Source organism: Ulvibacterium sp. (assembly GCF_028285715.1).
Taxonomy (GTDB): Bacteria; Bacteroidota; Bacteroidia; order Flavobacteriales; family Flavobacteriaceae; genus Ulvibacterium.
Genome location: NZ_JANQOO010000024.1, coordinates 24,385 through 49,363, shown reverse-complemented (window position 1 = coordinate 49,363; position 24,979 = coordinate 24,385). Strand labels below are relative to the sequence as shown.

The window sequence follows — 24,979 nt, the reverse complement described above, 5'->3', positions numbered from 1 at the left end:
AAGGAGCTTACGACAATTTTAAAAATACCCTTGTTGTTTTCTTTTTTCCATAGCCGCTTCGGACCTCTTATCGTCTATCCGGGCACCTCTTTCTGAAATCTTGGAATCCCGTATTTCAGATACCACTTTATCAATGGTATCCGCATGCGACTCAACAGCTGCCGTACAACTCATGTCTCCAACAGTTCTAAAACGGACCATACGTTCCTCCACGGTTTCATCTTCTGCGCGGAAGACCACATCGTCCTCTGCAGACCAAATAAGACCATCCCTTAAGAAAGTATTGCGTTTATGTGCAAAATAAATGGATGGAATTTCAATATTTTCCTTTTGGATATAGCTCCATACATCCAATTCGGTCCAATTACTTATGGGAAACACCCGAACGTTTTGTCCCATTTCAATCTGACCGTTCAACATGTCGAACAGTTCAGGGCGCTGGTTTTTTTCATCCCATTGGCCAAAATCGTCCCGAACTGAGAAAATACGCTCTTTAGCGCGTGCCTTTTCCTCATCCCTTCGGGCACCACCTATACAAGCATCAAACTTAAATTCTTCAATGGCATCCAAAAGTGTTGTTGTCTGTAAAATATTACGACTGGCGTACTTACCGGTCTCCTCCACCACTTTGCCCTGATCAATGGAGTCCTGCACATTTCGTACAATCAATTCCACACCTAATTCCCTGACCAATCTATCACGAAATTCGATGGTCTCGGGAAAATTATGTCCAGTGTCTATATGCATTAACGGAAAGGGAATTTTCGCAGGCCAGAAAGCTTTCTGCGCCAAACGCACCAAGGTTATGGAGTCTTTTCCACCGGAAAACAACAACACAGGGCGTTCAAATTGGGCGGCCACCTCCCTCATAATGTATATGGCCTCGTGTTCCAGGGCATTTGCATTGGGTCTATCCCCATTCTTAAATGTTCCTGTCGGTTGTATTTCTTCTAGTACTGTTTCCAAATCAACTTTTTTAAAGACCTCTCAATAGCATTAAGAGGTAGCATTTGTATATTCTTAAGTTAGGTATGCAATCCACATTCCCGGTTTTCCAAAACCTTGGTCGGATCAAAATACTTATGTTCATTAGGTAAATTTCTTTCCTCCAAATACGCATCGAGCTGGGTGTCGCTCCAATAGTAAAAGGGACTAACCTTCAAAACTCCATCCTTGCTTAAACTTAGGATATCCAAACTATCCCTAAGTGCTGTCTGACCTTTCCTCAAGTTGGTAAACCACACATCTGGTTTATGAATCTCCATGGCCCTACGGAACGGCTCCAACTTTACCTGCTCTGTGAATTCCTGGTGCCGTGGGTCATCGATTTGAGGAATTCCCATTATCACATCTCGATATGCCGATGTTTGTTTTGGAACGTACAAGTCGATGTTAAGGCCCAGCCTTTGAATCAATTCTTCCGCATGCTTGTAGGTATTCGGTGTGTTATATCCCGTGTCGCACCAAACTACGGGGATACTGTCCTTTACCTCGGTAACCGCATTGAGGATGGCAACTTCATATGGGCGGAAATTAGTAGTTACCACGGGTTTTTCGGCATTCTTAATGGCCCAGGAAATAATTTCCTCTGGCGGAATGCCTTTAAATTGCACGTTTAGATTTTTTATTTGTTGTTGCGTAAAAGCCATAAGTTATAAGCATTACTTTCCCCAGCCAATCCGGTTCCAAATTCTTTCATGAAAAAAATACAAAACCATCTTGGTCACAAAATCAATAGACGCAATGGATGCCGCCAATACAACCTTTCCAGTAAAAAGGTAGGAGACCAAAAGTGTATCCAAAGTACCAATAATGCGCCAACTTATGGCTTTAGCAATACTTCGAATCGGTTTCTCCGATTTTCTGTCCTCCTTGTAATTGGTCTTGGTGGACTTCTTATCTAAAATCAATTGGTCTGCAATCATGAAAAAAGTACTTTTCGAATTAGTCTAGTGATTTAATAGGAATTCAAAAATAAGATTATTTCCTTAACTAAGACGTTAAAAGTTGCTAAATATTACTTTTACCCCATCGATTTAGTAGATTATTCGTGATTTGCTCTATATTTTGAACAAATCCAGATCAAATCATTGAAGTTTTAAGAATTTAGAATAAGGAGGCTTTGGCCTTTTTGTCTTTATACCAGAATATCCGCCAGAGTATTGTTACGATATACTTCCAGATTGGCGTCCCTCACCTGCAGCATCAGTTTATTCACGGAGCAGGCATTCTCATCTGGGCAGTCGGAACATTTTTCGTAGAAATTAAGGCTAACACAGGGAACCATGGCAATGGGCCCCTCTAGAACACGCATCACATCGGTCATTAAAATGTCAGAGGGTTTTTTGATCAAATAATAACCGCCCCCCTTACCCTTTTTGGAGCCCAAAAATCCAGTCTTTCGTAAAGTGAGTAAAATACTCTCCAAAAACTTCTGTGAAATGTTCTCTTGCTTTGCTATTTCGGCAATCTGTACTGGGTCATTATCCCCTTGGGATGCCAAATATGCCAGTGCTTTTAGTCCATATTTTGTTTTTTTGGAGAGCATAGTACGAAGATAGGGAAATTTAACATTTCGGGATTCCCTAGCCTAATGGGGCAAGCCCAAGGGAGAAAACGACAGTTGCCGGATTACCCCAATGCCTGGCCGATATCGGAAATGATATCATCTATATGCTCCAATCCCACGGATATCCGTACCGTACCATCCGTAATGCCCGTTTCCAATCGTTCTTCACTGGAGAGCTTGCTATGGGTGGTGGAAGCTGGGTGGGTCACTATACTTCTTGAATCCCCTAGATTTGCCGACAAGGAAAGTAATTGGATAGCATCGAAAAATCTTTGTCCCTCCTTTAGCCCCCCCTTTACTTCAAACGCAACGACACAGCCCCCAGCGCTCATTTGCTTTTTTGCCAGTTCATGGTTGGGATGCGATTTTAGGAAAGGATATTTTACCCAATTCACTTTTTCATGTCCTTCCAAAAACTCTGCCAGTCGCAATGCATTGGAGCAATGCCGGTCTACCCTTACAGCCAAAGTTTCCAAACTTTTGGACAATACCCATGCATTGAAAGGGGAAAGGGCCGGACCGGTTATTCTTGAGAATTGATAAATATTATCCACAAGCTCTTTTTTCCCAACCGTTATCCCAGCCATGACCCTTCCTTGGCCATCCATAAGTTTAGTGCCTGAATGAATCACCAAATCCGCTCCAAATTGAATAGGACGCTGCAGATAGGGTGTGGCAAAACAGTTGTCCACAACAAAAATGAGGTTGTGTTTTTTGGCTATGATGCCTAGGGCTTCCAAATCCAAAATGTCTACCCCGGGGTTTGTCGGTGATTCAGCGTAAATCAATTTAGTCTTGGGGGTAATCAATTTTTCGACTTGATCCAGCGCATCAAATTTAAAATAACTATGGTCAATATTCCACCTTGGAAAAAAATTGGTGAATAAGGAATGGGTAGATCCAAAAATACTCCGTGCCGAAAGGATGTGGTCCCCACTATCCAGCAAAGCGGCAAAGGTAGAAAAGACAGCCGCCATACCCGAGGCAAATGCAAAACCGTCTTCTGCCCCTTCCATTCCACAAACCTTGTCAATAAACTCCGAAGAATTGGGGTTGGAATACCGAGAATATATGTTCCTATCCTTTTCCTCCGCAAAGGAAGCTCTCATATCCTCTGCATCCTCGAAAACGAAGCTCGAAGTCAAGTATATTGGATTGGAATGTTCTAGAAATTGCGAACGCGCAACTTGTGTGCGAATAGCATTGGTCTCAAATTTTTTCTTCATCATTTTAACGACTCTCGTTCATTTGTTCATGGTAACCTATCCCTTTTCGGCAATACGTAAAATATCGCCAAAAACACCTCGGGCGGTAACCGCGGCTCCAGCTCCGGCGCCTTGAATTACCAATGGGTGTTTGCCGTAGGACTCCGTATAAATCTCAATTATGGAATCGGAACCTTTTACTTGGCCCAGTGCGCTCTCCTTGGAAACAGAAATCAGTTTTACATCCAAGATACCTTTTTCCTTCTGCAGGTCTCCATGAAGATCCCCTACATAACGGAGTACGTGGCCCTTTTTCTGATTTTTCTTGATCTCATTGAATTTATCGTCCAAGACATCCAAATGCTTCAGGAACTCCTCCACTGTCCCTTTTTGTAATATCTCCGGGATTAGATTTTGGATTTTAATATCCGAGAATTCATTACTTAATTCCAGTTCCCGCGCCAAAATCAGAAGTTTTCTTCCAACATCGTTTCCGGAAAGGTCCTCACGAGGATCAGGCTCGGTAAATCCCTTTCGAATAGCGTCCTTAAGGATGTTGGAAAAGGGAGCCTCAACATCCGAAAGCGTGTTAAAAATGTAACTCAACGAGCCTGAAAAAACTCCTTTTATCCGAGTAATGTTTTCTCCGGATAGGTGCAACAATTTTATGGTATCGATAAGTGGAAGACCTGCTCCTACATTAGTCTCGTATAGATACTGTTTTTGGTTTTTGGCCAATTCCTCGCGCAATAATTGATAATAATCAAATCCCAGGGTGTTCGCTATTTTGTTGGATGAAACCAAGTCAAACCCATTGTCCACAAAATCAAAATAATTCGCTACAAATTCCTCACTTGCCGTATTGTCTACCGTAATTAAGTTTTCCAAATGATTTTTTTTGGCGAATTCAAAAACATCCGACAACACGTATTTCTTACCCTTCTCCTTTATGGCTGTTTTCCAACTTTTTGGAACTCCTTTTTTGTTCAGCAGAATTTTTCGGGAATTGGCTACGGCGAATACCTTTAAATCAATTCCTTTTCGTTTTTCGATGTTCTTTGCGGATTCTAAAATCTGGTCTATCAATGTTCCTCCAACATTGCCATGCCCAAAAATGGCCAGATTAACCTTTTTACTGATGCCAAAAACCTGACCATGCATTACGTTCAATGCCTTGTTTAAGTCCGATTTTTTTACCACCAGACTTACATTCTTTCCGGAAATGGTGTTGTTAAAAAGAAGTGGGACAATTTGGTTTTTTATCAGTGCGTTATATGGTTTGTGGAATGTGCTCAAATCCTGACCCACTATGGATACCACGGAAACATCATCTACAACGGTTATCGTATTAATATCCTTTGACTTGTAATCACTTTTAAATTCCTCATCCAAGGCTTTTTTTGCCTTTTGTGCCTTATTTCTTTTGACTACCAGGCCAATTCCCCTCTCCGAAGATCCTTGGGAAATAATACTTACGTTGACATTGTGTTGTTCCAAAGTTTTGAAGATACGGGCGTCTATTCCAATTTTTCCCAAAAGGCCCCTACCTTCCAAATTGATAAGTGAAACATCCTCTATCACCGAAAGCGACTTAATTCCCTCCTTGCTGGATAGGGCACTGATCAATGTGCCCTCGTTATCATCCTTGTATGTATTGAGTATGCGTAACGGAATATTTTTTTCAATTAAGGGGATAATAGTTTTGGCGTGCAAAATGGTAGCTCCAAAATTGGCCAATTCATTGGCCTCCGAATAGGAAAGATTGGCTATACGCCTAGCTTCTGGGACCAAATCTGGATTGGCGGTAAAAATTCCATCAACATGTGTGTAATTTTGAAGTTCTTCCGCGTCCAAAAAATTGGCCAGCAAAGCCGCCGTATAATTGCTTCCGTTTCTTCCTAATGTTGTGGTTTCCCCATCAACCGTTGAAGCGATAAATCCCGTAATAACGGGCACATTGTCCCTATTCAATTCCGAAAACCGAAGAAGCACGTTTTCCCTTGAAACATCTTCCAAAAGTTTGGCATCACCAAAGGTATCATCAGTCTTAATCAGGGTTCTGGAATCTAGCAGCTGTGCTGCCACTCCCTTACCGATAAGTAGTTTGGTTATCAATTTGGCCGAAATCAATTCCCCATAGGCCAATACTTCATCCTTAATTTTGGCACTGTAATCCCCAAGAAGCGAAACTCCTTCGAATAACTTGGCCAATTCCTTAAATTCCGTAGACAGGTTTACATTCGCAAAAGTGTGTTTCTGGTACCTTTCAAAAGCTTCAAAATCTTCCTGATAATCGGTATTGGCGGCTGCCTTCTCCAAAATAGTCTCAAGTTGATCCGTAGCTTTTTCCCTTGCTGAAAGTACAACGGCAACGTTATCACCAGCCTTTACTTTGGTAGTGATAATTTCCAACACACGCCCCAAACCTTCACCATTGCTAAGCGACTTACCTCCAAACTTTAGGATTTTGATTTTTTTTGATTTTCCGTTCTTGCTAAAGATTCCGTTGAGCAATTTTTGCATTTGCTCAAACTCTATTAAAAAGGCATCGTGCCCATGAAGGGATTGTACCTCCCCATAGGTGACATTACTATTGGCCTGTGCCAAGCGCTTAAACGTTTCCTTATTCTCTTTAGCCGTAAAGAATAAATCAGAATCCACTCCGATGATATGGATATTGGTCTCGCTGTTCTCCAATTCTTTAAAAGCCTTGTCATCCCCGCGGGTGATGTCTATGGTCTTCAGTAACTGGTTCATCAATTTATAGGCCGATAATTGAAACCGTTCCTGTAACTTCTTTCCATGGTGCATCAGCCAACTTTCCACATTAAAAACCTGAAGCTCCTCATTAGTACTCCTTTGAAACCGCACCTTGAAGGATTCCGGGGTACGGTAACAAAGCATAGCATGCATTCGGGCGTCGTGTACCGGCTGTTTGGAGTTCACCAAAAATTGTTCCTGTATTTGGCAATTGGCAATTAACCAATCGGTTGATTTCCAATCGGAGGCGACGGGAATCAAATGTGTAGTAATTGCCGGATCTATCGCAGCCATTTCCCAGGCGATACCGCCACCCAGTGAGCCGCCAATAATAGCAAACAATTTTTTTATCTTGAGCTGTTCCAAGCCCAACAGAAACATTCGGGCAACATCCCCGGCCACGAAATCCTTATAATTGTCTATTACAAATCCATCATACCCATTCCCTGGGATATTGAATGAAAGTATGGTATAGTTAAGCGTATCAATACACTTCCCTTCGCCGATAAGGGCGGACCACCAACCGTTGTCACCTGTTACATTGGAATTTCCCGTTAATGCATGGTTGACCAACACAATAGGTGCACTATGTAATGGTTTTCCAAATAACTGATAGGACAACTGGATATCCTGGGAAACACCACTAAGGGTAGTGAACGTATTTAACTTTAGATGCTTTAGCATGGGAGAGCCTGGGTAATTATTTTTTGGATCTTTATTTTAAATTCTTGGGGCATTCTTCACATTACATTGGAGCACCTTCCCCAATTTTAGGGGAAGGGCTTCAACTCTTTCGTACTCTAAGCTAAATAGTCGCAAAGGCCTGTTCCAAATCCGCTTTTAAGTCCTCCAAATCCTCCAATCCAACGGATAACCGTATCAAATCCTTGGTTACTCCGGTAGATTCCTGTTCAGCATCATCCAATTGTTGATGTGTTGTACTGGCCGGATGGATAACTAGCGATTTGGTATCTCCAATATTGGCCAAGAGCGAAAATATTTTTGTGGCATCCACAACTTTTTTGGCCGATTCGAACCCACCTTTTACGCCGAATGTCACTATACCACTTTGGCCGTTAGGTAGGTAATCCGCTGCCAGGGAATGATATTTGCTTGATTTAAGTCCGGGATAGTTTACCCAACTTACTTCCTCCCTGTCCTCTAACCATTGGGCCAAGGCCAGTGCATTTTCACTATGTTGTTTCATCCGTACGGTCAGTGTTTCCAATCCTTGCAGTATCTGAAATGCGTTAAACGGACTCAAGGCCCCTCCATAGTCTCGCAGCCCTTCTATCCGCGCCTTAATAATAAATGCTATAGGGCCTACGGCTTCATGATAAACTAAGCCATGATATCCCGGCGAAGGTTCCGTAAACTCCGGGAACTTACCATTGGCCCAGTCAAATGTCCCGGCATCGATGATAGCCCCGCCCAAGGCCGTTCCATTTCCGTTTATGTATTTCGTCAGCGAATGGATTACAATATTTGCGCCATGTTCAATGGGTTTCAATAATGCCGGAGTAGCCACGGTATTGTCCACAATAAAGGGAATTTGGGCCTTTTTTGCCTCAGCAGAAATTGCCTTTAAGTCTAATACGTCCAACTTGGGGTTGCCCAGTGATTCTACAAAAATGGCCCTTGTATTGTCCTGTACCGCTTTTCCAAAGTTGGTCGGATCGGAAGGATCGACAAAGGTAGTCGTTATTCCCAATCGGGGCAGGGTTACACTTAAAAGATTATAGGTACCTCCATATAAACTATTGGAAGCCACAATATGATCCCCAGTTTTCAACAATACCAAAAGCGTATTGGCTACAGCTGCTGTGCCAGAGGCTGTCACCAGACCGGCAACTCCACCTTCCAAGGCCGCAAGGCGTTGCTCCAAAATATCATTGGTAGGATTGTTTATCCGGGTGTAAATGTTACCAAATTCAGCTAAGCCAAAAAGATTTGCCGCATGGTCGGAATCGTTGAATACATAGGCCGTACTCTGATAAATGGGAACAGCTCTTGTACCTCCATTGATAGTTGTGTCGTGTCCGGCATGTAAGGCATTGGTAGAAAACTTTTGATCGCTCATGATTCTAATTTTTTTAAGTTATTAATTAGGACAAATTACAACACGAAAATCCATTGCCAATTTTGCAATCGGATACAATCAAAGAGTTAAGAAGAAAGAAAATTACGGAAGTAATTGTTCGAGTTATCTGCCAAGATGCCGAACGGGTTCTGCACAGGTAGAATTTAGCACCTTCTTTGTTGGGATTTAGCAATCGGGGAACAAAGGGTTGCTAAGGCTTCAAAGGGTCTATTCCCTCCACCTTTCTTGATAACTTTTCAATACGTGTTTGAACTTTGAGACACAAATATAAGGAGGGACGTTTGGATTATCCTAATAATTAATTAAAAATTACAAACTGAAAGCTGATTTTATTTGCTCAATGCTATCCAGCTTTTCCCATGTAAAGAGTTCCACCTCCTTTTCTATCCTGCCATTATAAGGCGATTCAAAGACTTTGGTCACAGTTTTGGGTTGTTTTCCCATATGTCCGTAGGCAGCAGATTCCAGATAAATCGGGTTCCTTAGTTTTAAGCGGTCTTCTATGGCAAAAGGACGCATATCGAACAATTGAGAAACTTTTTCAGCGATTTCGCCATCCGTGAGATCAACATTGGCAGTACCAAAGGTATCCACGAATATCGAAGTAGGTTCCACTACGCCAATGGCATAGCTTACTTGAACCAAAATTTCATCGGCCACACCGGCCGCAACCAAATTTTTTGCAGCATGCCTAGAGGCATAAGCCGCACTCCGATCTACCTTGCTGGGATCCTTCCCACTAAATGCACCACCTCCATGGGCTCCTTTTCCACCGTAAGTATCCACAATTATCTTTCTTCCAGTTAGACCGGTGTCTCCATGTGGTCCTCCAATTACAAATTTTCCAGTAGGGTTAATGTGATATTGTATCTGTTCATCGAATAAAGCCTGTATTTCTTTTGGCAATTGTTCGATTACTTTGGGCAATACAATTTGAATAATATCATCTTTTATTTTTGCCAACATCTTATCGTCATCGGTATCAAAGGCATCATGTTGGGTGGAAACAACAATGGTATCTATACGTTGTGGTACATTTTCATCTGAATATTCTATGGTCACCTGTGCCTTTGCATCAGGACGCAAATATGTTATTTCAGTATTTTCTCTCCGAAAATCGGCCAGAACCTGAAGTATTTTATGCGAAATATCCAAGGCCAGGGGCATGTAATTTTCCGTTTCCTTAGTGGCATAACCAAACATCATCCCTTGATCTCCGGCACCCTGCTCCTCTTTTGTCTCTCTATCCACCCCTTGATTAATATCCTGCGATTGTTCATGGATAAGGGAAATAACACCACATGAATCCCCGCTGAATTGGTATTCCCCTTTTGTATAGCCAATTGTATTGATTACCTCACGCGCAATGTTCTGCACATCCAAATAGGTATGACTTTTAACCTCCCCTGCCAAAACTACTTGGCCTGTAGTGACCAATGTTTCACAAGCTACTTTGCTTTCTGGGTCAAAAGCTAAAAAATTGTCCAACAATGCATCACTGATTTGATCAGCAATCTTATCGGGATGGCCTTCACTAACGGATTCTGAAGTAAATAAATATGACATGTGTATTATATTAAGTCAGAGGAGGAGAGATTGTAACCTAACCAGAAACTAGGTGCCTAAAAGAAGACATTTCCTGTTTTAGCATTTTTATCCCTAAACTTGTTTGGGATTTGGAGGTTGCAATCAGTCAAATCTTTCCTCTGTTGTTTGCGAAGGCGAAAATAGCAAAATTGTTTTGTCCGATTAACAATAGATCAGGGAATTGTAAAAAAAAACGTTGAACTGCAAACGAGAAGCTTCCAATGGAAGAATACTACTCGACGGATTACTTATTTCATTGGGCATTTCAACAATGATTTCTTTTGCAAACCTTTTATACTTTGTATATTGTGAGGCATTACCTTTTAAAAAGCCTAATCGAAATCGCAATCTAAATGCACATAGCCGTAGCAGGAAACATAGGTGCCGGAAAGACTACCTTAACTAAATTATTGGCTAAACACTACAAGTGGGAAGCTCATTTTGAAGATGTCGTAGACAATCCTTATCTGGACGATTTTTATACTCAAATGGAACGGTGGAGCTTCAATCTCCAAATCTACTTTTTAAACCACCGGTATAGGCAAATTTTAAAAATCAGGGAAAGTGGCAAAAAAGTAATCCAGGACCGTACCATTTATGAGGATGCTTACATCTTTGCACCTAACCTTCACGCGATGGGACTAATGACCAATCGCGATTTCACGAACTACCAGAGTCTTTTCGAGTTGATGGAAAGCCTAGTACAACCCCCTGAACTTCTTATTTATCTGCGTAGTTCCATTCCAAATTTGGTGGAACAGATACATAAACGGGGACGGGAATATGAGAATTCCATCTCCATTGACTATCTCAGCCGACTCAACGAAAGATATGAAGCCTGGATTCATGGCTATGAGAAAGGAAATTTGCTTATTATCAATGTAGACCAGCTTAATTTTGTGGATAAGCCAGAGGATTTGGGACAGGTCATCCATAAAATAGATGCGGAAATCAACGGACTGTTCTAGAATTGACTACTGGATAAATCCGTTCTTACGCGCATGCGTTATGGCCTCTTCACTTTTGCGGACCACTAAGGTTGGTGTAGCCCTGAATTTTTCGAGTAGCTCATTAACCCGTAGCATTCGTTTTCTATCCGGAACGCTCTGAAGGTAAATGGCAGCTATTCGGTTCGGATAACGTTTAGCAATATTAATATAGATATCGGCATCGCGTTCACCACTGTCCCCAATGAGAATGAAAGGAAGATTTGGGTAGGTTTCAAGAATATTTGCAATCTCTTTTTGCTTTTGGGGCTTGCCGGCTTTGGATTTATTGAGGTTAAAACTGGACATCCTTCGTAAAATTATGGGGCCCTTAGGAAAATTGTTGGTCCTCAGGAACAATTCCAGATACCTATATAAATTCCATGGACTATGGCTCACGTAAAAAATGGGGTTCGCCTTTTGCCCGGATGCTCCTGTGTGTAAAAGATTGTAAAAGTCGGCCGTACCTTCGAGAGGTTTCCGATGAACGGCATTCCTAAAAACGGTATTCAATATAACCCGCCACTTTAAAGATGAGACCACGCCTGTATGAAGAATGGTATCGTCAATGTCGCTGACAACACCAAAATCGGCATCTTGGGAAGGTATCAAAACTTCTCCGGGAAACTGGTTCTGATGCAATATCTCCCTTTTAAGATTGGTGTCCGAATATGAAATTCTATACTTTAACCAGCCCTCGTCATTGGTAAGGTTTCCTAAGTTTTCAAAAGACTCGTCAATAAGATAATAGCCCTCATTATCGGTTTGCCAACTTACTGTTCTTTGATCAGGAAGGGTTAAGGTAATTGAAGTATTACGGATTTCATCCGTCTCGAAACGTTTATATGTGTTCCTTAACAGGCTAAGAAAACCTTTTTCGGAAAGATCGATTTGCTCATCTTCCAATGCCCTACCCCTGGCGTACAAATGTTCATTGGTGCCGTAGGTTTGAAAGGCAATGATTTGAAGCTTATCCTTTTTTGAAAATAGGGCCATAACCCAAAAATAGGCAATATCCGTACGGATCAAAACCCATTCATTGGCAATAAATTGTTATGGTTTTTTAAGCAAAAAATCCTTTCCCTCGATCAAAGGCCACTTTCACGCATTACTCCTTTTATAGATGATACACAGGCAATAGATTTAGGGAAACTATAAATGGCAATATGATGAAATCAAAAAAGAACCCAAAAATCGATTTGAACAAAGACAGCGCGATGTTTTTTGTAGCCGGTCTTACCCTAATTTTACTGTTGACCTATATCGCTTTGGAATGGAAGAGTTATGATACAATTGACTACAATTTGGAGGGAATGAACCTAACCGATGAGCTAATCGAAGAAGTCCCCCTTACGATACATTTTACACCTCCACCTCCGCCGCCCGCTGTTACTCCTGATATTATAGAGATAGTTAAAGATGACAATCCTATTGAGGATATTATAATTGAATCAACGGAAAGCAATGAGTACAAAGAAATCTATGAAGTTAAAGATGTGGTATATGAAGAAATTGAAGAAGATATCCCCATTCCTATTTCGGTCGTTGAAATTGTTCCCATCTTTCCAGGATGCGAACAGGAAAAAGACAAGAGGGCATGCTTTAACAGAATGATTCTAAAACATGTTAAAAAGACCTTTCGGTATCCTGAAATATCACAAAAAATGGGTATACAAGGAAAGGTATACATGAATTTTGTCATTCAAAAAGATGGAAGTATCGGAGAAGTGAAAATTGCCAGGAGTCCAGATAAGAACTTAGGTGCAGAAGCCACAAGAATTATTAATGAATTGCCTAGAATGATCCCTGGAGAGCAAGCTGGGAATCCGGTAAGAGTACCCTTCAGTATTCCCATAGCTTTTAAATTGCGATGATGGCAAACAAAAAAGGCAAGCCATTGCGGTTTGCCTTTTCTTTATTTTCAAGATTTTTTCTATTCTCTACTATCGCCTTCCTCCGCTGTAGCCTTAATAGTTATGGCCTGTGTCTCCGTTGTGCCGTTTTCCAAATCCTCCAATTGAGTCCCTATTTCAGCCTGGGTTCCCTTAAGCGTTTTTTCCTCGTTCGCCTTTTCACTGTTCACCGCATCGGTGTAAGTGATAGTAGCCTTTGCCAAATCCATATTTTCCGTACTCATTCCCATTTTTATTTCCTTTGTATCCGCCTTGGTGGCCACACCACTAACATTTAGGGCAATGCTGGGTGCTATTACCAAAGCCACAACGGACATCAACTTTAAAAGAATGTTCAAAGATGGTCCAGAGGTATCCTTAAAAGGGTCGCCAACGGTATCTCCCACAACAGCCGCTTTGTGAGCATCGGTTCCCTTGCGTCCCTGCTCCTCGATCATTTTCTTGGCGTTGTCCCAAGCACCACCGGCATTTGATTGAAAGATAGCCATTAATACCCCTGCCGTAGTAACACCGGCCAGAAGCCCTCCTAGCATTTCTGCTCCACCAATGAACCCTACGGCTACAGGAACCGCAATGGCCAAAAGGCCGGGCAATACCATTTCCTTGATGGAAGCAGTTGTAGAAATAGCAACGCACTTTTCGTATTCGGCAAGACCATCCGCTTTGTCGAAGACATCACGTTGCTCCGGAGTAGCTTTGGACATATCCGAATCCACCGCGCGCATTACTTCCAGGGCGGCTTTTAATTGGGGAATATCCCTAAACTGACGTCGCACCTCCTCAATCATCGCCATGGCCGCCCTACCTACGGCATTCATGGAAAGGGCCGAAAACACAAAAGGCAGCATTCCTCCTACCAAAAGACCGGCCATTACTGTTGGTTTTGAAACATCTATTGCTGTTACGTTGGCCGTTTGCATAAAGGCTGCAAAAAGCGCTAATGCCGTTAAGGCGGCCGATGCAATGGCAAAACCTTTACCTATGGCCGCTGTTGTGTTCCCAACCGCATCCAATTTATCGGTGCGCTCACGGACCTCACTTGGCAACTCGGCCATTTCAGCTATTCCCCCAGCATTATCGGATATTGGTCCGTAGGCGTCAACGGCCAATTGGATTCCGGTATTGGCCAACATCCCGACGGCTGCAATGGCAATACCATACAATCCGGCAAAATGATGAGATACCAAGATGGCGCCGGCAATCAATAAAATAGGAAACATCGTGGACATCATTCCTACACCCAGACCGGAAATAATATTGGTAGCCGCACCAGTCTCGGATTGTCTTACAATGGCATTAACGGGTTTTGTTCCCGTACCCGTGTAATATTCCGTTACCTTACCTACGGCGAGACCTGCAATTAACCCGGCAAGAACTGCCAAGAAAACCCCCAAGGATGTATATTCGGCACCCCCGAAAGTCCAACTTTCGGGAAGCATTTGCGTAATAATAAAGTAGGAAGCCACCAACATAAGGCCAGCCGACCCAAATTCCCCTATGTTCAAGGCCGTTTGGGGATTTCCACCGTCCTTTACCTTTACAAAAAACGAACCAATAATGGACATGATAATTCCCACTGCGGCCAGAACCAATGGGAGATACACTGCTCCCAAACCATCAAAGGCATCGGTAAAAGCAGGGATTTGGGTAAATGCAGCTCCCAGAACCATTGTACCGATAATTGACCCCACATAAGATTCAAAAAGATCGGCTCCCATACCCGCAACGTCACCCACATTATCACCTACATTATCCGCAATGGTGGCAGGATTAAGAGGATGATCTTCTGGAATTCCGGCTTCCACTTTTCCTACCAAATCAGCTCCGACGTCCGCAGCCTTGGTATAAATACCGCCACCTACACGGGCAAATAGGGCAATTGAGGAGGCCCCCAGAGAAAATCCCGAAAGCACATTCAAGACTTCACCAATTTCCCATCCTTGTCCACTATAAACCATAAAAAGGGCGCTGAGACCCAAAACACCTAAACCTACGACGCCTAATCCCATAACAGACCCTCCAGCAAAAGCCACTTCCAGGGCTTTTCCCAAAGAAGTTCGTGCGGCCTGTGTGGTTCTTACATTTGCCTTTGTTGCAACTCGCATCCCAATAAATCCGGCCAAAGCTGAACAAATGGCACCAACAATAAAGGATATGGCAACCATTCCATTTGATCCTTCCTCATTGCTCCCTTTAAAGAAGAGAAGTACAGCGACGGCTACAACGAAAATCGAAAGAATTTTGTACTCCGCCTTTAAGAAGGACATAGCCCCATCGGCAATATTTTTAGCGATTCTCGCCATTTTGGCATCGCCGACTTCTTGTTTGGATACCCACATGTTTTTAATAAACACGAACAATAGAGCCAGTACTCCAAAAACAGGTAAAAACTTTACGATTAATTCCATTTTGTTTAGTTGTTTATAATTTTTTAGAACGGGGGCAAAAGTAGTAAAATAGAACAGAATAAAAAAGCAATATCTTCTACCGGATATTGCTATTATTTAAGCAGTTATAAAGAGTAGTTTTCATTTAATGCTGACCTGCTTTGTAGGAATATCGCTTTCCACAAATCTATTGATACATTTGGCCACGATATCCTTGGCTTGATCGACATTGCCCCAACCACCAACATCTACTTTTTTCTTCTCCAAATCTTTATAGACCTTAAAAAAATGTTCAATCTCCTTTATCAAGTGGGGGTTTAAATCACTTAAGTCCTTGGTCTTGTTGCCAATAGGGTCTGAAATAGGAACGCAAATGACCTTTTCATCGGGTCCCTTCTCATCGGCCATATGGAACACACCAATAGGTTTTACTTCCATAACACATCCTGGAAAAGTAGGTTCGGTAACCAAAACCAGGACATCCAATGGGTCCCCGTCCAAAGCCAAGGTTTCTGGAATGAAGCCGTAATCCGCAGGATACATCATCGAAGAAAATATCATGCGATCATATCGAATTTTTTTGAGCTTAAAATCATATTCATATTTGTTTCTGCTCCCTTTGGGAATTTCTATCAAAACATCAAAAGAAGATACTTCTTCGGGTTTCATAATAACATGGGTTTTAGACGTACAAAACTACAAAAATGGACTTCCCGAATATAGGCAATGGTGTTACGGAAAATCAGAAATTAAATCCAAAAGTCCCCGTGACGCTAAAAGGTCGGGCATTAGGGTTATCCAAATAATTTCCACGAAAATTGAAGTCGATCCTAAATATTTTGAAGATGTTTCCTATCCCCACGGAATATTCATAGTAGATTCTTTCATCAGGTGCCTGAAGCGGAATGTTCGTAGGAGCGCTCAAGGCTATGTTTTCATCGGAAAGCTCGCCCCATACTCCGCGTAACCCTACAATTTCCCGAAGATTCCATTTTCTCAATAAAGGTATTCTAGAAAACAAACGTCCATTAAAATTATGCTCCAAATGAACCGATGCGTAGGTATCTGTAACAAACTCGTAAAAATCCAAATTAGGAAAGGTATTGTATATAGAAAACAAAGTCTGATTACCAGGTACTACATTTAACAACCCTAACGGAACCTCTCCAAAGGTCTTCCCAATTTCAATGGTGCTGAACAATCTTCCAAATCCTCCCAATTGCCAAGGTTGGGTATACGAAAATTGAATTTTACTGTAATTGAAGTCGCTCTCCAAAAAACCATCGATTCCTCGGGTATAGTTCAAAAGCAAGGTACTATAGTTATCATTGATATCCTTACGTTCCACCCCATAACCTATGGTCCTTTTACCCGGGGTGTAAATAAGCAGGGTACTGAGGTCAAATTGTTTTATTTCCGATGAAATTCCTGTTGGTGATTCGCTATCTACATATTCCAAGCTAAAGGCATCTGGTAATGCTGAACTCAATGTCCGGAAAGAACTGCCCAGACGTATCCTAAAATTGGTCAATGGCTCTATTTCCAGATTAAAGGTGCTCAGATTAATATTCGTCAATCTATCATTGGCACCTACGGTAAAAATGGCGGACGAGGCCACGCTTCTACCTAGAACATCGTTGGTAGAGGTTAGGCTAATACCTAGTTGTTCAATATCTCTCCTATTACCACCTGAAACGATTAATCTACTTTTCTTATCCAATAAAAACTTGGCCGAGAATCCATGTTTTACTTTTTTATCCATGAAACCATAGGCCATATACCCTTCCAGACGCCAAGGATCATTTTGTCCAAAATAGGTACGGGCTCCACCCCGTAAGCGTACACCTTCCGCATCGTTAAAACCAAAAATGCTGTAGACATCCCCTATATCCAGATTCCATTTATCAATTTCGATATATCCCGATCCCAGCACACTTACCAAATTGTAGTAGGTCTTAAACTTGGGAACGGTTTTCAAGGTGTCCAATAGTTGATAGATGCCTTTTTCATCCTTATTTAGTGCCTCTAGCCTATTATTCTTCCAAAAAATGCTGTCGCGGTCCAAAATTTGAGGATCGAAGGGATTCCCTTCAGCTCTATAGAAATTTTTTGGTTTTGGGAGATCGAATTCATAATTGTCATAAACCGTTGTGCGTTTTCCATAGATTCCACGGGATTCCTCTTTTTTCTGAAAACTGAAGTCACTTAACATATAATCCCGTTTTAAGAGGAATACAGAATCGTTGACAACGTCAAAATCCTGCTCAATATAAATTTCCTTGACCCAGTTGATATTGGCACTTTTGGTGACCTCCAGATTAATGTTCTTTATGGCATAGGTAGAATCGTTTACCCAAAAATCCCCCTTAAAGGTAAGTTCGTTCTTCCTCCTGGGATAGTAGACTATATTGTAGCACCATTTACTTTCTATGAAAGCACTGTCCCGCAGAACATAATTATAGGTATCTACACCTGTTCTAGATAAAGGGCTGGTAAAGCTTTTATCAAAAAACTTAAGGTAGTTGTCATAGATATCATAGTTCTGGTAGAGATCTTTTACGAATGCGATGATGGCCTGATTATTATCAAAGCCCGAATTTTTGTTTCCCAGCACCACTTCCTTTTCCTCGTTCAAAAGATTATCGCCATGGACCTTGGAAAATGTTTCGTTCAAAAAAATGGGAAGATAGGTTTTGCCGGTAATGCGAGAGGTATCCAAATCCTTAAAAACAAATTCCAGCCCCCTAAAAATCTTACTTTTCATAAGGGCACTATCTATGGTATTAAGGTCGAACTCTACCTTTTCATATTTATCATATCGATATTGTCTGAACTTTCGTACGCCGTTTTCCCTTTTTTTGGCCCAAATCTTCTTTAGAATTTCTACGGCGGGATTATTCTTTTTCGACTGTTTCCCGGAATATACGACTACCTCATCCAGTTGTTCGGTGGATTCCTTTAGCATCACCTCCATATTATAACTGACACTGGAAGTCAATGGAATCTCTTGAGTATCGTATCCAATAAAAGACACGGTCAGTACTTCGTAATTACTATCCGATTCCATATAAAAACGACCATTGTCATTGGTAATGGTCCCTTCCATAGAGTCTTTAAACAGTACGTTGGCAAATGCTACAGGTTTTCCGGATTCATCCAGAACAACACCCCCGACCTTGGTTTGTGAAATAGCGATAAAGGAGAAAAGGAAGAAGAGTAGGAAAAGGTTTTTTTTCATGCAGTGGAATATTCGCAACTGTTCCTAAATCAAATAGCGTACCAATAAAAAAGCTTCGCCGATTTTAGTCGAGGAAGCTAATATACCTTTACAATATGGTTTACCTTATTTATATAACACTTTTTTAACGGCCTCTACGACGTCCTTGTAGCTAGGAAGCCATTCTTCCAATAAAACGGGAGAGTACGGTGCCGGAGTATCCGCAGTATTGATCTTTACAATGGGAGCGTCCAGATAATCAAAAATAGTGGATTGCACCTGATAGGTGATTTCCGTGGCCACATTACCGAAAGGCCAGGCCTCTTCAAGAACGACCAGTCTATTGGTCTTTTTTACGGATTTAAAAATGGCTTCGGAATCCATGGGTTTAACGGTCCTCAAATCAATGATTTCACAGCTGATATTCTCTTTGGCAAGTTCGTCAGCGGCCTTATCGGCCTCCTTGATGATTTTTCCGAAAGAAACGATAGTAACGTCCGTTCCTTCCCTCCGAATATCCGCTACTCCCAAGGGAATTGTATATTCGCCCTCGGGCACTTCACCTTTGTCCCCATACATTTGTTCGGACTCCATAAAAATAACCGGGTCATCATCCCGTATGGCCGATTTTAGCAATCCTTTTGCATCATTTGGATTGGAGGGCACCACTACCTTAAGACCCGGACAATTGGCATACCAGCTTTCAAAAGCTTGGGAATGTGTAGCCGCCAGTTGACCTGCAGATGCAGTAGGTCCTCTAAATACTATAGGACAGTTAAATTGTCCACCCGACATTTGCCTGATTTTCGCTGCATTGTTTATTATCTGATCAATTCCGACCAATGCAAAATTGAACGTCATGAATTCTATAATCGGTCGGTTACCGTTCATGGCCGATCCAACTCCTACTCCGGCAAAGCCCAATTCTGAAATAGGGGTATCAATAACCCGCTCGGGACCAAACTCGTCCAACATGCCCTTAGAGGCCTTATAAGCGCCATTATACTCCGCAACTTCTTCGCCCATCAGATAAATGGTTTCGTCCCTGCGCATCTCCTCGGACATGGCCTCGGCAATAGCTTCCCTAAACTGTAATGTTTTCATCAAGTCAAATTTCAAATGCAAGCAAAAATAGGAAAATATATGGCAAACCAAGGAACTATGGAATCAAAAAAAGAAGCAAAAATTTACTATGCGCGCATAGTAAATTTGGAAATTAATATGTATCTTCGTGCCCATATTTAAAATGACTTTTACTAATGAAAATTTTAGTCTGTATAAGTAACGTTCCCGACACAACTTCCAAGATAAACTTTACGGAAAATGACACCAAATTTGATACCAATGGGGTTCAATTTGTCATTAATCCAAACGATGAATTTGGGTTAACACGTGCCATGTGGCTTAAGGAAAAGCAAGGAGCTGTAATTCATGTTGCCAGCGTGGGTGAAGCCTCCGTGGAACCTACCCTAAGGAAAGCGTTGGCCATAGGTGCCGATGAGGCCATTCGCATAAACGCTACCCCTACGGATGGGCTTTTTGTGGCTCAACAATTGGCCGAGGTAGTGAAAGATGGGCAATATAATCTCGTTATAGCCGGTAGGGAATCCATTGATTATAACGGAGGTATGGTACCTGGAATTCTGGCCACATTGCTGGATATGAACTTTGTAAATACCTGTATAGGTTTGGAAATTGATGGGGATGCGGTCACCGCTATTCGGGAAATTGATGGCGGAAAAGAGACACTGACCACAACCCTACCTTTAGTGGTAGGAGGACAGAAAGGGCTGGTAGAGGAAAGTGACCTAAGAATCCCCAACATGCGCGGTATTATGATGGCACGGAAAAAAGTGTTGAATGTAGTAGAACCCGTAAATGCTTTACGAGGTACGGAAGACATCAAATTTGAAAGGCCTACCCCCAAGGGTGCAGTAAAACTGGTAGATTCCGATAACATTGAAGAATTGATAGATTTATTGCACAACGAGGCCAAAGTCATTTAATAACCTGCTCGCTATTGGATTTATAATTTTATAATTGAAATTTGTTAAAGAATATGTCAGTCTTAGTATATACAGAGTCCGAAAACGGTAAATTCAAAAAAAACGCCTTTGAGGTAGCTTCTTATGCCAATGAGGTGGCAAGTCAACTAGGCACTTCTGCGATAGCAATATCATTTAATGTTCAGGATGATGAGCGTTTGGGGGAATATGGAATTTCCAAGGTATTGAAGGTTTCCAATGAACATCTTAAAACGTTTAGTGCAAAGGCATTTGCGGATGCAATTGCCCAAGCTGTTAAAAAGGAAAATGCCAAGGCGGTCATTGTCAGTTCCAGCGCCGACACCAAATTTATGGCACCCTTATTGGCGGCAAAACTTAAGGCGGGATATGTTCCAAACGTTGTCTCCGCACCGGAAAACGTAGACCCTTTTACCGTAAAAAGAACAGCCTTTAGTAACAAAGGTTTTGCCCACACGCAAATCAATACCGACATTAAAATTGTAGGTGTATCCAACAATGCATTTGGCCAACACGAAAAGAAATTGAATCTTGAAATAGAAGGTTTTAATCCTGAGATAGACGAATCATGCTTCTCGGTAAAATCTTTTGAAGTGGACAAAGTGGTCGGAAAGGCAACTATTGCCGATGCAGACATTGTGGTCTCCGGTGGCAGGGGACTAAAGGGTCCTGAAAATTGGGGAATGATAGAAGAACTGGCCGAAGTACTTGGCGCTGCAACGGCTTGTTCCAAGCCGGTATCGGACTTGGGATGGAGACCTCACGGGGAACATGTGGGACAAACCGGTAAACCGGTTGCGAGTAATTTATACATCGCCATAGGAATTTCGGGTGCCATTCAACATCTAGCCGGTGTCAGTGCCTCCAAGACCAAAGTGGTTATCAATACAGATCCAGAAGCTCCATTTTTTAGGGCTGCAGACTATGGAATAGTCGGGGATGCCTTTGAGGTGGTTCCCAAACTCATCGAAAAATTGAAGGATTTTAAGGCCTAAACACTTAATTTTTGTTAATTTGTGACCTTTAAAGGGCTGTTCAAAACTAGGTTGTCCCTTTGTTTGAACAGCCTTTTATGGCTTAATGACCATATATGAGTTTAGTTCGGTTAAAAATAAAGGGAATATCGTACAGCCAAACACAAAATGGGGCCTATGCCCTCATTTTAAATGAGGTTGAAGGTGACCGTAAGCTTCCCATTGTTATCGGTGCTTTTGAGGCACAATCCATAGCCATAGCCTTGGAAAAGGAAATAAAGCCCCCAAGGCCCCTAACACATGATCTTTTTAAAAATTTTGCCGACCGATTCGATATCGTAGTTAAACAGGTAATCATACACAAGTTGGTCGATGGTGTATTCTATTCCAGCATTATTTGTGAGCGGGATAAAATAGAAGAAATTATTGATGCCCGCACCAGCGATGCCATAGCCCTTGCACTGCGATTTAATGCGCCAATATTTACCTATAAGACCATTTTGGACAAAGCGGGTATTTTTTTAAAATTCTCATCCAAGGAAAAGGATAAGGATGAGAATGACGATAGTATTATGGTGGATGAAATCCTACAGGAAGGGGAAACCGTGGAAATAGACACCGGGGCTTCCGAAGCCTATAAGGAACTTAGCTTGGAAGAACTGCACAAGGAATTGGATAAAGCAGTTGCGAACGAAGACTACGAAAAGGCTGCCAAACTTCGAGATGAGATTTCCAAACGGAACAGATAAGACTCTTTTATGCGAAAAAGTAGTTGGGTACTTCTGTTTGTTTGTCTTTTTTCCTTTCCTTTTCTCACCCAACACCTTAATGCCCAGGATACTATCGCCCCGATTTTGGATACTGCCCTGGTCAATGATCTTGTATCCAAGGAAACCGTAGATATTACACCCAATCAGGGATTCACAATACATAGCCTATGGCGGGGAGTATTGGGAATGTGCGTCGTAATCCTGATCGCTTTCCTGTTTAGCGCTAACAGAAATGCCATCAATTGGAAAACCGTAGGTATCGGTCTTTCATTGCAGTTATTGATAGCCGTAGGAGTTTTAAAAGTACCTTTCGTTCAAATTGTATTTGAACAAATTGGCAAGGTTTTCATAAAAATATTGGAATTTACCAAAGTAGGTAGCAAATTCCTTTTTGAAGGTCTGGTGGTAGACACCAATACCTTTGGTTACATTTTTGCATTTCAGGTTTTGCCAACCATTATCTTCTTTTCAGCTTTGACCTCATTGCTTTTTTACTTGGGCATTATCCAAAAAGTTGTCCAAGCCTTGGCATGGCTATTGACAAAAAGCTTTGGAATTTCAGGTGCAGAAAGTCTAAGCGTTGCCGGCAACATTTTCTTGGGTCAGACCGAAGCCCCATTATTGATCAAGGCTTATTTGGATCGAATGAACAAATCGGAGATACTCTTGGTTATGATAGGGGGCATGGCAACAGTAGCCGGTGCTGTGTTAGGGGCCTATATTGACTTCTTGGGAGGCGAAAGCGAAGCCTTAAAGCTCTTGTTCGCCAAACATCTACTGGCCGCCTCGGTAATGGCCGCACCAGGGGCCATAGTGGTTTCTAAAATACTCTATCCACAGACCGAAGCCGTAAATACCGATGTCCGTGTCTCATCCGAAAGAATTGGCTCCAATCTATTGGACGCCATAGCGAATGGAACCACCGAAGGTCTTAAACTTGCGGTGAATGTGGGGGCCATGCTATTGGTGTTTCTGGCCGTTATCGCCATGATAAATGGCATATTGGAGTGGACCGGTAATATTGGTTCGCTCAATGAATGGATAGCACTTAATACGATATATGAAAAGCTTTCCTTGGAAGCTATACTGGGAACCCTATTTGCACCCCTAATGTGGCTTATTGGCGTGGCAAAAGAGGATATCATGCTAATGGGGCAATTATTGGGCATAAAACTGGCGGCTAGTGAATTTGTAGGATATGTACAACTTACCCAATTAAAGGATATGGCTAATAGCACGCATTTCACTTTTAACAAATCCGTAATAATGGCCACCTACATGTTATGCGGATTTGCCAATTTTGCGTCAATTGGCATCCAGATCGGCGGAATCGGATCTCTTGCTCCGGGACAACGCAAAACACTTTCAGAATTTGGGCTGCAGGCTGTTCTGGGCGGCACTCTGGCATCACTACTATCCGCAACCATAGCTGGAATGATTTTGGGATAGTTACCGCTACATTTCTGAAAAGGCAGCCTAAAATCCTACGTTAATAATTTTTTGATAATTATACGGGAAAGAGTCTATGGGCAAACAAAGTGTTTATTTATTTTTACTATTGTTGATTAACTTTTAAAAAGTTCCTTTTCCCTATAGGGAGGATACGGTATGACGTCATGAAACAATACCACGACTTATTGCGGCACGTTCTTGAAAACGGCAACGAAAAACAGGATAGAACCGGCACTGGAACCCTAAGTGTATTTGGTTATCAGATGCGGTTTGAGTTGAGTAAAGGCTTTCCGATGGTAACCACCAAAAAATTGCATTTGAAATCGATAGTCCATGAACTTCTTTGGTTTCTTAAGGGCGATACCAATATTGGATACCTCCAAGAAAACGGGGTACGCATCTGGAACGAATGGGCCGATGAAAATGGAGACCTGGGCCCGGTATATGGTCACCAATGGCGCAATTGGAACAACGAGGAAATTGACCAAATCAAGGAAGTGGTCCAGGCGTTAAAAAACAATCCGGACAGCAGGCGCATGTTGGTCTCGGCCTGGAACCCCAGTGTACTACCGGATACGTCCAAGTCATTCTCGGAAAACGTGGCGCGTGGCAAGGCGGCCCTACCCCCTTGTCATGCATTTTTCCAATTCTATGTGGCAGATGGAAAATTATCCTGTCAACTCTATCAACGTAGTGCTGATATTTTTTTGGGGGTACCTTTTAATATTGCCTCCTACGCCTTGTTCACCCTAATGATGGCCCAAGTCTGTGGTTACGAACCCGGTGAATTCGTCCATACATTTGGAGATGCCCATATCTACACCAATCATATGGAACAGGTAACACTCCAATTAAGTCGGGAACCCCGCCCTTTACCCAAAATGTTGTTGAACCCCGGGGTCAAGGACATCTTTGATTTTACCTTTGCGGACTTTACATTACTTGATTATAATCCACACCCTCACATTAAGGGAGCTGTAGCCGTTTAAAAACAATTTTTGCCCAAATAGGGGCAAAGGCTAAACATCTTATTT

Annotated in this window: 20 protein-coding genes and 1 riboswitch; of the genes, 7 read left to right on the top strand and 13 right to left on the bottom strand. The window is 42.1% G+C overall.

The window, feature by feature from the left end:
• Window positions 1-18 precede the first annotated feature (18 nt).
• From cysD to metK, 8 genes are all read right to left on the bottom strand, one after another.
• Entirely contained in the window at window positions 19-945 is a 927-nt protein-coding gene (gene cysD, locus Q0993_RS16755; RefSeq protein ID WP_299535331.1) for a sulfate adenylyltransferase subunit CysD, read from the bottom strand.
• Between the two features lie 80 nt (window positions 946-1,025).
• Window positions 1,026-1,649: a phosphoadenosine phosphosulfate reductase family protein gene (locus Q0993_RS16750; protein ID WP_299535185.1), complete on the bottom strand. Its 624-nt coding sequence runs from the start codon at window positions 1,647-1,649 to the stop codon at window positions 1,026-1,028.
• A 12-nt stretch (window positions 1,650-1,661) separates the two neighbouring features.
• On the bottom strand, window positions 1,662-1,925 hold the full coding sequence (locus Q0993_RS16745) for a DUF2061 domain-containing protein (RefSeq protein ID WP_299535183.1): 264 nt from the start codon (window positions 1,923-1,925) through the stop codon (window positions 1,662-1,664).
• Between the two features lie 212 nt (window positions 1,926-2,137).
• Window positions 2,138-2,548, bottom strand: coding sequence for an Rrf2 family transcriptional regulator (locus tag Q0993_RS16740; protein WP_299535181.1), 411 nt, complete (start codon window positions 2,546-2,548; stop codon window positions 2,138-2,140).
• Between the two features lie 83 nt (window positions 2,549-2,631).
• Window positions 2,632-3,798, bottom strand: coding sequence for an aminotransferase class I/II-fold pyridoxal phosphate-dependent enzyme (locus Q0993_RS16735; RefSeq protein WP_299535180.1), 1,167 nt, complete (start codon window positions 3,796-3,798; stop codon window positions 2,632-2,634).
• Between the two features lie 33 nt (window positions 3,799-3,831).
• Entirely contained in the window at window positions 3,832-7,218 is a 3,387-nt protein-coding gene (thrA, locus tag Q0993_RS16730) for a bifunctional aspartate kinase/homoserine dehydrogenase I (protein ID WP_299535178.1), read from the bottom strand.
• Between the two features lie 121 nt (window positions 7,219-7,339).
• Window positions 7,340-8,614, bottom strand: a complete 1,275-nt coding sequence (locus tag Q0993_RS16725) for an O-acetylhomoserine aminocarboxypropyltransferase/cysteine synthase family protein (protein ID WP_299535176.1) — start codon at window positions 8,612-8,614, stop codon at window positions 7,340-7,342.
• 120 nt (window positions 8,615-8,734) lie between these two features.
• Window positions 8,735-8,870, bottom strand: a riboswitch (SAM riboswitch).
• Window positions 8,871-8,944: 74 nt separating this feature from the next.
• Entirely contained in the window at window positions 8,945-10,201 is a 1,257-nt protein-coding gene (metK, locus tag Q0993_RS16720) for a methionine adenosyltransferase (protein WP_299535174.1), read from the bottom strand.
• A gap of 374 nt (window positions 10,202-10,575) precedes the next feature.
• Here metK and Q0993_RS16715 point away from each other — a divergent pair, with 374 nt between their 5' ends.
• Window positions 10,576-11,190 carry a deoxynucleoside kinase gene (locus Q0993_RS16715; RefSeq protein WP_299535173.1) on the top strand — a complete coding sequence of 205 codons (615 nt, stop codon included), beginning with the start codon at window positions 10,576-10,578 and terminating at the stop codon, window positions 11,188-11,190.
• 6 nt (window positions 11,191-11,196) lie between these two features.
• On the opposite strand, the gene Q0993_RS16710 is transcribed toward Q0993_RS16715, so the two are convergent.
• Window positions 11,197-12,204 carry an App1 family protein gene (locus tag Q0993_RS16710; protein WP_299535172.1) on the bottom strand — a complete coding sequence of 336 codons (1,008 nt, stop codon included), beginning with the start codon at window positions 12,202-12,204 and terminating at the stop codon, window positions 11,197-11,199.
• A gap of 170 nt (window positions 12,205-12,374) precedes the next feature.
• Here Q0993_RS16710 and Q0993_RS16705 point away from each other — a divergent pair, with 170 nt between their 5' ends.
• Window positions 12,375-13,082 carry an energy transducer TonB gene (locus tag Q0993_RS16705; protein WP_367279632.1) on the top strand — a complete coding sequence of 236 codons (708 nt, stop codon included), beginning with the start codon at window positions 12,375-12,377 and terminating at the stop codon, window positions 13,080-13,082.
• Between the two features lie 59 nt (window positions 13,083-13,141).
• Here the strand turns inward: Q0993_RS16705 and Q0993_RS16700 are convergent, their stop codons facing one another.
• The 4 genes from Q0993_RS16700 to Q0993_RS16685 form a co-directional block, all read right to left on the bottom strand.
• Window positions 13,142-15,529, bottom strand: a complete 2,388-nt coding sequence (locus Q0993_RS16700; RefSeq protein ID WP_299535171.1) for a sodium-translocating pyrophosphatase — start codon at window positions 15,527-15,529, stop codon at window positions 13,142-13,144.
• Window positions 15,530-15,649: 120 nt separating this feature from the next.
• On the bottom strand, window positions 15,650-16,177 hold the full coding sequence (locus tag Q0993_RS16695) for an inorganic diphosphatase (protein ID WP_299535169.1): 528 nt from the start codon (window positions 16,175-16,177) through the stop codon (window positions 15,650-15,652).
• Between the two features lie 73 nt (window positions 16,178-16,250).
• Entirely contained in the window at window positions 16,251-18,746 is a 2,496-nt protein-coding gene (locus tag Q0993_RS16690) for a DUF5686 family protein (protein ID WP_299535168.1), read from the bottom strand.
• 105 nt (window positions 18,747-18,851) lie between these two features.
• On the bottom strand, window positions 18,852-19,829 hold the full coding sequence (locus Q0993_RS16685; RefSeq protein WP_299535166.1) for a pyruvate dehydrogenase complex E1 component subunit beta: 978 nt from the start codon (window positions 19,827-19,829) through the stop codon (window positions 18,852-18,854).
• Window positions 19,830-19,984: 155 nt separating this feature from the next.
• Between Q0993_RS16685 and Q0993_RS16680 the strand changes: the two genes are divergently transcribed.
• The 5 genes from Q0993_RS16680 to Q0993_RS16660 all read left to right on the top strand — a co-directional run bounded on the left by Q0993_RS16680 (window position 19,985) and on the right by Q0993_RS16660 (window position 24,934).
• On the top strand, window positions 19,985-20,731 hold the full coding sequence (locus tag Q0993_RS16680; RefSeq protein WP_299535164.1) for an electron transfer flavoprotein subunit beta/FixA family protein: 747 nt from the start codon (window positions 19,985-19,987) through the stop codon (window positions 20,729-20,731).
• 53 nt (window positions 20,732-20,784) lie between these two features.
• The gene (locus tag Q0993_RS16675) at window positions 20,785-21,744 is read left to right on the top strand and encodes an electron transfer flavoprotein subunit alpha/FixB family protein (protein WP_299535162.1); all 960 of its coding nucleotides are present in this window, start codon (window positions 20,785-20,787) and stop codon (window positions 21,742-21,744) included.
• Window positions 21,745-21,839: 95 nt separating this feature from the next.
• A complete protein-coding gene (locus Q0993_RS16670) occupies window positions 21,840-22,472 on the top strand; it encodes a bifunctional nuclease family protein (RefSeq protein ID WP_299535160.1) in 633 nt (210 codons plus the stop codon).
• A 9-nt stretch (window positions 22,473-22,481) separates the two neighbouring features.
• The gene (locus Q0993_RS16665; protein ID WP_299535158.1) at window positions 22,482-23,942 is read left to right on the top strand and encodes a nucleoside transporter C-terminal domain-containing protein; all 1,461 of its coding nucleotides are present in this window, start codon (window positions 22,482-22,484) and stop codon (window positions 23,940-23,942) included.
• Between the two features lie 167 nt (window positions 23,943-24,109).
• Window positions 24,110-24,934 (top strand): thymidylate synthase, encoded by an 825-nt coding sequence (locus Q0993_RS16660; RefSeq protein WP_299535156.1) that lies wholly within the window; start codon window positions 24,110-24,112, stop codon window positions 24,932-24,934.
• Window positions 24,935-24,979: the final 45 nt, after the last annotated feature.

Bases quoted from the DNA above. Each gene is read 5' to 3' on its own strand.
- Q0993_RS16750 (WP_299535185.1), bottom strand. From the start codon at position 1,649: ATGGCTTTTACGCAACAACAAATAAAAAATCTAAACGTGCAATTTAAA.
- Q0993_RS16745 (WP_299535183.1), bottom strand. From the start codon at position 1,925: ATGATTGCAGACCAATTGATTTTAGATAAGAAGTCCACCAAGACCAAT.
- Q0993_RS16740 (WP_299535181.1), bottom strand. From the start codon at position 2,548: ATGCTCTCCAAAAAAACAAAATATGGACTAAAAGCACTGGCATATTTG.
- Q0993_RS16735 (WP_299535180.1), bottom strand. From the start codon at position 3,798: ATGATGAAGAAAAAATTTGAGACCAATGCTATTCGCACACAAGTTGCG.
- thrA (WP_299535178.1), bottom strand. From the start codon at position 7,218: ATGCTAAAGCATCTAAAGTTAAATACGTTCACTACCCTTAGTGGTGTT.
- Q0993_RS16725 (WP_299535176.1), bottom strand. From the start codon at position 8,614: ATGAGCGATCAAAAGTTTTCTACCAATGCCTTACATGCCGGACACGAC.
- metK (WP_299535174.1), bottom strand. From the start codon at position 10,201: ATGTCATATTTATTTACTTCAGAATCCGTTAGTGAAGGCCATCCCGAT.
- Q0993_RS16715 (WP_299535173.1), top strand. From the start codon at position 10,576: ATGCACATAGCCGTAGCAGGAAACATAGGTGCCGGAAAGACTACCTTA.
- Q0993_RS16710 (WP_299535172.1), bottom strand. From the start codon at position 12,204: ATGGCCCTATTTTCAAAAAAGGATAAGCTTCAAATCATTGCCTTTCAA.
- Q0993_RS16705 (WP_367279632.1), top strand. From the start codon at position 12,375: ATGATGAAATCAAAAAAGAACCCAAAAATCGATTTGAACAAAGACAGC.
- Q0993_RS16700 (WP_299535171.1), bottom strand. From the start codon at position 15,529: ATGGAATTAATCGTAAAGTTTTTACCTGTTTTTGGAGTACTGGCTCTA.
- Q0993_RS16695 (WP_299535169.1), bottom strand. From the start codon at position 16,177: ATGAAACCCGAAGAAGTATCTTCTTTTGATGTTTTGATAGAAATTCCC.
- Q0993_RS16690 (WP_299535168.1), bottom strand. From the start codon at position 18,746: ATGAAAAAAAACCTTTTCCTACTCTTCTTCCTTTTCTCCTTTATCGCT.
- Q0993_RS16685 (WP_299535166.1), bottom strand. From the start codon at position 19,829: ATGAAAACATTACAGTTTAGGGAAGCTATTGCCGAGGCCATGTCCGAG.
- Q0993_RS16680 (WP_299535164.1), top strand. From the start codon at position 19,985: ATGAAAATTTTAGTCTGTATAAGTAACGTTCCCGACACAACTTCCAAG.
- Q0993_RS16675 (WP_299535162.1), top strand. From the start codon at position 20,785: ATGTCAGTCTTAGTATATACAGAGTCCGAAAACGGTAAATTCAAAAAA.
- Q0993_RS16670 (WP_299535160.1), top strand. From the start codon at position 21,840: ATGAGTTTAGTTCGGTTAAAAATAAAGGGAATATCGTACAGCCAAACA.
- Q0993_RS16665 (WP_299535158.1), top strand. From the start codon at position 22,482: ATGCGAAAAAGTAGTTGGGTACTTCTGTTTGTTTGTCTTTTTTCCTTT.
- Q0993_RS16660 (WP_299535156.1), top strand. From the start codon at position 24,110: ATGAAACAATACCACGACTTATTGCGGCACGTTCTTGAAAACGGCAAC.